This window comes from Microcoleus sp. A003_D6 (assembly GCF_036702825.1).
Classification (GTDB): Bacteria; Cyanobacteriota; Cyanobacteriia; order Cyanobacteriales; family Microcoleaceae; genus Microcoleus.
Map to the genome: position 1 here is coordinate 21,448 of NZ_JAUBWA010000101.1, position 6,566 is coordinate 28,013.

The window sequence follows — 6,566 nt, forward strand, 5'->3', positions numbered from 1 at the left end:
TTATGTAGATGCACCCTGATGGCAGAGAGAGTTACTTCGGTAGCTCTCTCTTTTTTTTTCTTTTTTTTTGCACGGACGTGAAAATAGGGATGGGGGAGAGGGGGAGAATGAGGGAGAATGGGGGAGAGAGGGAGAGGGAGAGGGAGAATGGGAGAGTGAGCCGTATTGATTGCCGATTATCGATTACCGATTACCGATTAACAATTACCGATTACCGATTAATATCAATTGGAGTGATTAACTAATTTTGACAGTATGAGCGAACAAGCTAGCGACCTAATTAAGCAGGGGATTTCGCAATATCAGGCGCGCCAATTTGAGGCGGCGCTGGATTGTTGGCAGAAAGCGCTGGCGCTGTATCGCTCAATGGACGATAAGCGGCGATCGGGTGCGGCGCTGGGTAATATGGGCGTAGCTTACGAAGCGCTGTTGAATTACGATCGGGCGATCGACTGCTACCGGCAGCATTTGGCGTTAGCGCGGGAAATTGGCGATCGCCGGGGAGAGGCGAATGCTTTGGGAAATTTGGGCAATGCTTGCTGTGCTCTCTCTGATTTTTCTGGTGCTATTGATTACCAGCAGCAGCGTTTGGCGATCGCGCGGGAGACGGGCGACGGGCGCTCTGAGCTCGAAGCTTTGGGCAATTTGGCGCTAGCTTGCGATGCTTTCGGCAATTTACCCGGTGCGATCGAATGTTATCAGCAGCAGTTGTCGATCGCGCGCGCCAACAAGGACGATCGCGTTGAGCGCAGTGCTCTCAAGAGTTTGAAGCTCGCTTACAAGTATTTAGCAGATTACGAGAAGGCCGACGAGTACCGACAGCAGCAATTGGCGATCGTGCGGGAACTGTTTTTAACCGATAAAAATAAGAGTTTTGTACAACTTGCAGAAATAGTTGGTTTGAATCCCGTCGAGGATTTTGCAGGGGCTGATTTAAGCGGTTTTGACTTCCACTACGCTGATTTTAACGGTGCGGATTTGCGCGAAACCAACCTCCAGGGTGCAGATTTGACCTTGGCGGATCTCAGCGGTGCTTTGCTGAGCGCTGCTATTTTAATTGATGCTAATTTGTGCAATGCTAATTTGCGGGATGCTGAACTCAGCAGCGCCAATTTAAGCGGTGCAGATTTGCGAACAAAGCTGCCCCGCGCCAATTTGAGCCGTGCAAATTTAACCGGCGCAAATTTGAGCAGTGCTTATTTACCGAATGCGATTTTAGTAGATGCAAATTTGACTGACGCTAGTTTAAAAAATGCTGATTTGAGCGGTGTTGATTTGAGCGGTGCGATTTTAAACGGTGCTGATTTTAGTCGCGCTGATTTGAAAAATGCCGTCGTGGAAAATGCGAGGTTTGCTGGTTGTTTGGGGATTTCGGAAGCGGTGAAAACTGAGTTGAGGGCGCGGGGCGGGATTTTTGAGTAGAATGGGGAATGTTGGTAATTGTAGAGGGTAATAAAAGCTATGACTGCCGTAACTGCAAAACGATTCTCGATCGCGGAATATCACCGTTTGGGAGAACTGGGATTTTTCGCCCCCGATGACCGAGTTGAATTGATTCGCGGAGAAATTATCATTATGGCTGCTAAAGGTACGTTTCACTCTGTTTGTAATTCGCTGCTGTTAGGAGAGTTGTACCCGCTGCTGGGAAAAAGAGCGATGGTGCGCGGTCAAGAGCCAATTATTTTGTCTGATGATAGCGAACCAGAGCCTGATGTTGTGATTGCCCGCAATCGTGATGACAATTATTTGTCTTCTCACCCGCAGCCTGCTGATATTTTGTTGGTAATTGAGGTTTCCGATTCTACTTTGAAGTACGATCGCAAAACGAAGTTGTCTCTCTATGCTGAGACTGGGATTTCTAATTATTGGATATTTAATTTGGTTGACAATCAACTGGAAATGCACAGCGAACCTTATCAAAAACAAGACGGGAGTTATAGTTATCAATCGCAACGAGTTGTTTTGCCAAATCAGACGGTGGTAATTCCGGGTTTTCCAGAGTTGTCTCTAGATTTGTCTTCGGTATTTCCAGCCTAGGCTTTTTTCGATGATATAATGCAAAAGTGCGATGGCTGCTTCCTTAGCTTGCGCCTGCGAACTCTTCACCAAAGTAGCACTATGACAGCTAAAACTCTCGCTCCACCGGAACAAATTGTCCAGCTATCGGGTATCAGTTGGCAAACCTACGAAAATTTGCTTGCCGAAATCGGCGATCGGCAAATTCGACTGACATATAATCGCGGCAATTTGAAAATTATGGTACCATCCCCAGAACACGAACTTTACAAAAAAGTAATGGGTCGATTTGTTGAAACCCTAGCAGAAGAATTGGAACTCAACATTGCCCCCCGGGGTTCCACAACTTTCAAGCGCCCTGAACTTAGCGGTGTAGAACCTGATGAATGTTTTTACATCCAAAATGTTAGTGCAGTTAAAGGCAAAAAAAGAATCGACATGAATCAAGATCCGCCGCCGGATTTAGTGGTAGAAATTGATATTACCAGCCGTTCCGAAAATAGTTTGCAGATTTATGCGGATCTGGGAGTGCCGGAAGTTTGGATTTATAATGGACTGCGACTCAGAATCAACAGATTAGAAAATGGAGAATACGTTGAGAGTCAGATCAGTTTAGCATTTCCCAGCTTAGCGATATTAGAGATTGTCAGATTTTTGGAACAAGCAGAAACAATGGACTATTTGGAATTAGTGAAAGCATTTCGGACTTGGGTAAAAAGCCAAATTCAGCAAAACTAATGAGGGCGGATATAATTCAACAAAATTTACAATTTAAACCAGCAAAAAAAAGCTGTGTTGTGATAAAATAGAGATGATAAACTAATTTAAATATAAATTACAGTCTGGCAAAGCCAGCAATTCTACCCGATATGCGATCGCTAGAGTCTCACAATAAATACCCAGATTGCTTGTGGATGCAGTTAGAAGCAATTCCAGTGCCATCCGTTGCAGCCAAAACCCAGCAGCTAGACATTCACTTGAGCCTCAATTTTAACGAACATTGGGAACCCATGCTCGGCGGTAGAATCAAATTTGGACTGCAAGGCGGGACGCTCAAGCTAAAGCTGGAAAACTGCGAACTTCCCGTAGCAGCGCGTCAGTTGGTAGGTGATTTCAAGCTTTCGCCAATCGAAGAAACGCAGTTTATTCAAAGCAGTGCAGAAGTTTTATTTACCGAAAGTCAGCGGGGAATTCAAGACAGCGAGAATGCAGAAAAAAATCAGGAAACTGACTGCACGTTTTGTCACGTTTCCACAGCAGGCGACGATACAAGACCTGCTTGGATTTTTGCATTAGAACCGGGCAACGCAGTATTAAAGGGTTTGCTAAAAAGTGCTAAACTGGGAGAGTTTGCCGCCCAACCATTGCGGATAGCAGCGACTTTTGAAGTTGCGAAAGAAGATATTTATCTAACAGATGCGGAGGGTTTGTGGCCGCACGATATCACGCCCAATCAACATTCTGTTTTAGAAAGAATCCTGACTGTATACTTGCAAGCAAATAAACTCAAACCTGCTCTCAGTTGGGCGCTATTGTCCTACTATTTGCCTCCGGTTGAACAGCGCGAGGTGGAAATTGTCCCGGAAGCTGAAGCCCAATTGCAGGAAATGGTCGATCGCGTTATCTCCGCTGAAACAGACAACTTTGTGGAGTTGGCCAAAATCGCCAATCTCAATCCAGCAGAAGATTTCGCGGGTAGCAGCTTGCGCGGGACGACTTTAAGTGCAGTGGATTTTAGCAGCGCAAATCTCGATCGGGCAAATTTCCGGGGTGCAACCTTAAACGATGCCGATTTCAGCGACGCCAACCTGCAAAATGCCAAATTCGGCGGTGCAGATTTGAGTGGCGCTTTCTTAGGAAATGCTAATTTAAGCGGTGCAGATTTGCACAAAGCAAGTCTAGCTTTAGCTAACCTCAGCGGTGCCAATTTGAGCGGCGCAAATCTGCTGGAAGTGAACTTAACAAATACTAATTTCAGCGGTGCGAATGTCGAGTCAGCCAGATTCGGGAACAATTCAGGAATGGATGAGGAGATGCAGGTGAATCTACAGCAGCGAGGCGCAATTTTTGAAGAGGTTTAGCCCGTAAGTGCGAGATCCCTTTTAATAGACCTCTTGCAAAAATCCTTTTAATCAAATTCTGGAACGGGCTCTCCGGCCCGTTCCACAAGAAAAAAAATTTTGTGGGATGGGCCGGAGAGCCCGTCCTAGTTATTTTTGCAAGAGGTCTATTCATCCGCCTCCATTGGGGCACGGGCGTCACGCCTGTGCGATGGAATTTAACCTTTAAACTACCGCCTCTCAAGAAAGTTGCTTCTTAATGCTTAACTCTCTAACTACATTTAGAGAGGGCGATGAACCGTAGCAGTTAAGACTGTAAACAGGCATTTCTTGCCAACACTGACGGCAAAACCAGTAACTTGCAAACGCTTCATTTATTTTTTAAACAGCCTGTCAAATAGTAGCCCTGTCTGGATTTTTGGCGGGATTGTCACGCCCCCAAGGTGAGTTTTGGAAGCCTACCAATCGGGATATTAAGATTGTAAAGTCTTAAGAATCCATACCGGGGAGTGTCAATCATTCCATCCCAAAATCTCTGCCACTTTTCCCGGCAGGGTGGTGGCTTCAAATGGTTTGCGAATTACCCCAGCAACACCAATTTCGGCAAAATTGGCCATATCGCTTGGCATAACTCTTGCTGTCAGCAGAATCACTGGAATCGATCGAGTGATGGGATCGGATTTGAGGCGAGCGCACACAGCAAGCCCATCCATTCCCGGCATTGATATATCCAGCAAAATAGCGTTAGGTCGTTCTGTTTGTAGGATTTGTAAACATTCTTGTCCTGATTCGGCCACCAGGGTGTTCCATCCCGCGAGGTCTTCCAGGCAGAACTGTACCAGTTCGCGGAGGTGTTCTTGGTCATCAACGATGAGAATTTGTTTCCCTATCATGTTGTTTTCGGGCAGGAGACTGCGATCGTAATTAGCTACTTGCAAAGCATTGATTTTATTTGGGTTGATTAGAAATGAATTTTTCGGTTGCCAATGGGGTCTCAAATACACATCTTTAAGCAATCGCTGAAATTTGCAGTTGAGACTTGAATCCCAACTTGAGATGGCTGAACTCCTCCTAATGCCAAGAACTGTTAGGATCGCGAATTAAATAACTTACAACCCACATTCCGCAGATGTGGCTCGGATTTTCTTATCAGTTGTGAAAAGTGGGAGTCCAAAATTTTTTTCGTTTAAAGTAGGCGGTTTTATCGTCACAATAGCCTAGCAAATTTACCGAAAGTAAGTAAATTGAAATATTTAAGCTTTTCTAATATATTTATAGCAGTATTTTATTGATAAATTCATGCTTTTTAGTCAAAATAACTCCCATCAAGATAATTTTATCTTGACCAATAAATTAGAATTATTCACAAATATCTACACCTTGATATCAACGATCGTCAGCCTGTAAATATTAAATAGTAGTGACAGCAACACTTTCCTAAATGCCTCAATATCTCTTGACGCTCTTGAGTTAAATTGCTGACTTGCTTCGCTCCATTTATCGTCACGAAATGCACCGCCTGAAACATCTGAAATATCCACCGTATTGTCGGCTTATTGGTTAATTTCTTCACCTGATTTTTCACCCCCTGGTTGGTAGCTTTTAGTTGTTGTCTCAATTTTCTTTGCGCTAGGTTATATACTAACAAGCACAGTCCCATTATCATGCCAATTGCTTCGACTCGCTTCGGATTTTTCACGAATACGCTCTGAGTAAAAAATAGCGGATCTTTGATAAATCTAAATCCTCTCTCGTTACTTTGTTGCGCTTTGTATTCTGATAATACCTGTTCATTACTCACTATTTTAGTGTCCAAGATGTTCGTGGCTCTCGATTAATCTCCCGGCTTTGATTTTTTCGGCTTCTATTACTGAGAGTCGGGTTTCTATTTCACCTGTAACTTGATAAACTGTTATCTTTGTCTGGCTCGATGTTTTTGGCTTGCTTGTCAGTTTTTTGGCTGGTTTTTCTCGGCACTCAATCTCTTTTATTTGGTGATATTTCCAAGAGTCTGATAACCTTTTTATCGCGATTTCTGCATCGGCAATACAAGCAAACTCTTGCCTGGATAGCTTACGCAGTGAGGTTTTGGCTGATTCTAATTGTTTCTCTACTTGCTCGCCTATTTTTTTAATGTCTGCTTGTTTTCTGATTTCACTTTCTATGACTAACTACCGTTGCTTAATGTTGGCATACTCACTTGCTATGGCGGCTATTTTATAGCCTTTTATTTGAGTTTTTTCCCAGGCGCTATCTTCCACAGCGCCGATTTTATTTTGGGCCTCTTTTATACTTAATGGCACTCTGGTGCATCCATTTCATTTCTGCCATTGCTGATAAGTTTTCTGCTGTGTATAAGGCACTGTCTGCTACACATATCCCGTCAAATGTCCACTGGTTTTTAAATTCTTTCAGTCTTGAAACAAATACACTTTTATCGTCGGCGTTTCCGTCATCTATTTTGAGATATAATGGTATGTCTCCATCTCC

Annotated in this window: 5 protein-coding genes and 1 pseudogene; 4 read left to right on the forward strand and 2 right to left on the reverse strand. The window is 44.0% G+C overall.

All coding sequences use genetic code 11. The features are described from left to right. Positions 1-255: 255 nt before the first annotated feature. The 4 genes from QUB70_RS23870 (at position 256) to QUB70_RS23885 (ending at position 4,097) form a co-directional block, all read left to right on the forward strand. On the forward strand, positions 256-1,422 hold the full coding sequence (locus QUB70_RS23870) for a pentapeptide repeat-containing protein (RefSeq protein WP_332983850.1): 1,167 nt from the start codon (positions 256-258) through the stop codon (positions 1,420-1,422). Between the two features lie 39 nt (positions 1,423-1,461). After that, positions 1,462-2,037: a Uma2 family endonuclease gene (locus QUB70_RS23875; protein ID WP_332983851.1), complete on the forward strand. Its 576-nt coding sequence runs from the start codon at positions 1,462-1,464 to the stop codon at positions 2,035-2,037. Positions 2,038-2,118: 81 nt separating this feature from the next. Further along, complete coding sequence (locus QUB70_RS23880; protein WP_332983852.1) at positions 2,119-2,754, forward strand: Uma2 family endonuclease; 636 nt, start codon at positions 2,119-2,121, stop codon at positions 2,752-2,754. 131 nt (positions 2,755-2,885) lie between these two features. Then, positions 2,886-4,097, forward strand: coding sequence for a pentapeptide repeat-containing protein (locus tag QUB70_RS23885; RefSeq protein ID WP_332983853.1), 1,212 nt, complete (start codon positions 2,886-2,888; stop codon positions 4,095-4,097). A gap of 491 nt (positions 4,098-4,588) precedes the next feature. Here the strand turns inward: QUB70_RS23885 and QUB70_RS23890 are convergent, their stop codons facing one another. Both QUB70_RS23890 and QUB70_RS32755 read right to left on the reverse strand, forming a co-directional pair. Further along, positions 4,589-4,969, reverse strand: a complete 381-nt coding sequence (locus tag QUB70_RS23890) for a response regulator (protein WP_332983855.1) — start codon at positions 4,967-4,969, stop codon at positions 4,589-4,591. A gap of 503 nt (positions 4,970-5,472) precedes the next feature. Beyond that, positions 5,473-6,566 (reverse strand): annotated as a pseudogene (locus tag QUB70_RS32755) (IS1634 family transposase); the annotation flags it as partial.

Bases quoted from the DNA above. Each gene is read 5' to 3' on its own strand.
- QUB70_RS23875 (WP_332983851.1), top strand. From the start codon at position 1,462: ATGACTGCCGTAACTGCAAAACGATTCTCGATCGCGGAATATCACCGT.
- QUB70_RS23885 (WP_332983853.1), top strand. From the start codon at position 2,886: ATGCGATCGCTAGAGTCTCACAATAAATACCCAGATTGCTTGTGGATG.
- QUB70_RS23890 (WP_332983855.1), bottom strand. From the start codon at position 4,969: ATGATAGGGAAACAAATTCTCATCGTTGATGACCAAGAACACCTCCGC.
- QUB70_RS23880 (WP_332983852.1), top strand. From the start codon at position 2,119: ATGACAGCTAAAACTCTCGCTCCACCGGAACAAATTGTCCAGCTATCG.
- QUB70_RS23870 (WP_332983850.1), top strand. From the start codon at position 256: ATGAGCGAACAAGCTAGCGACCTAATTAAGCAGGGGATTTCGCAATAT.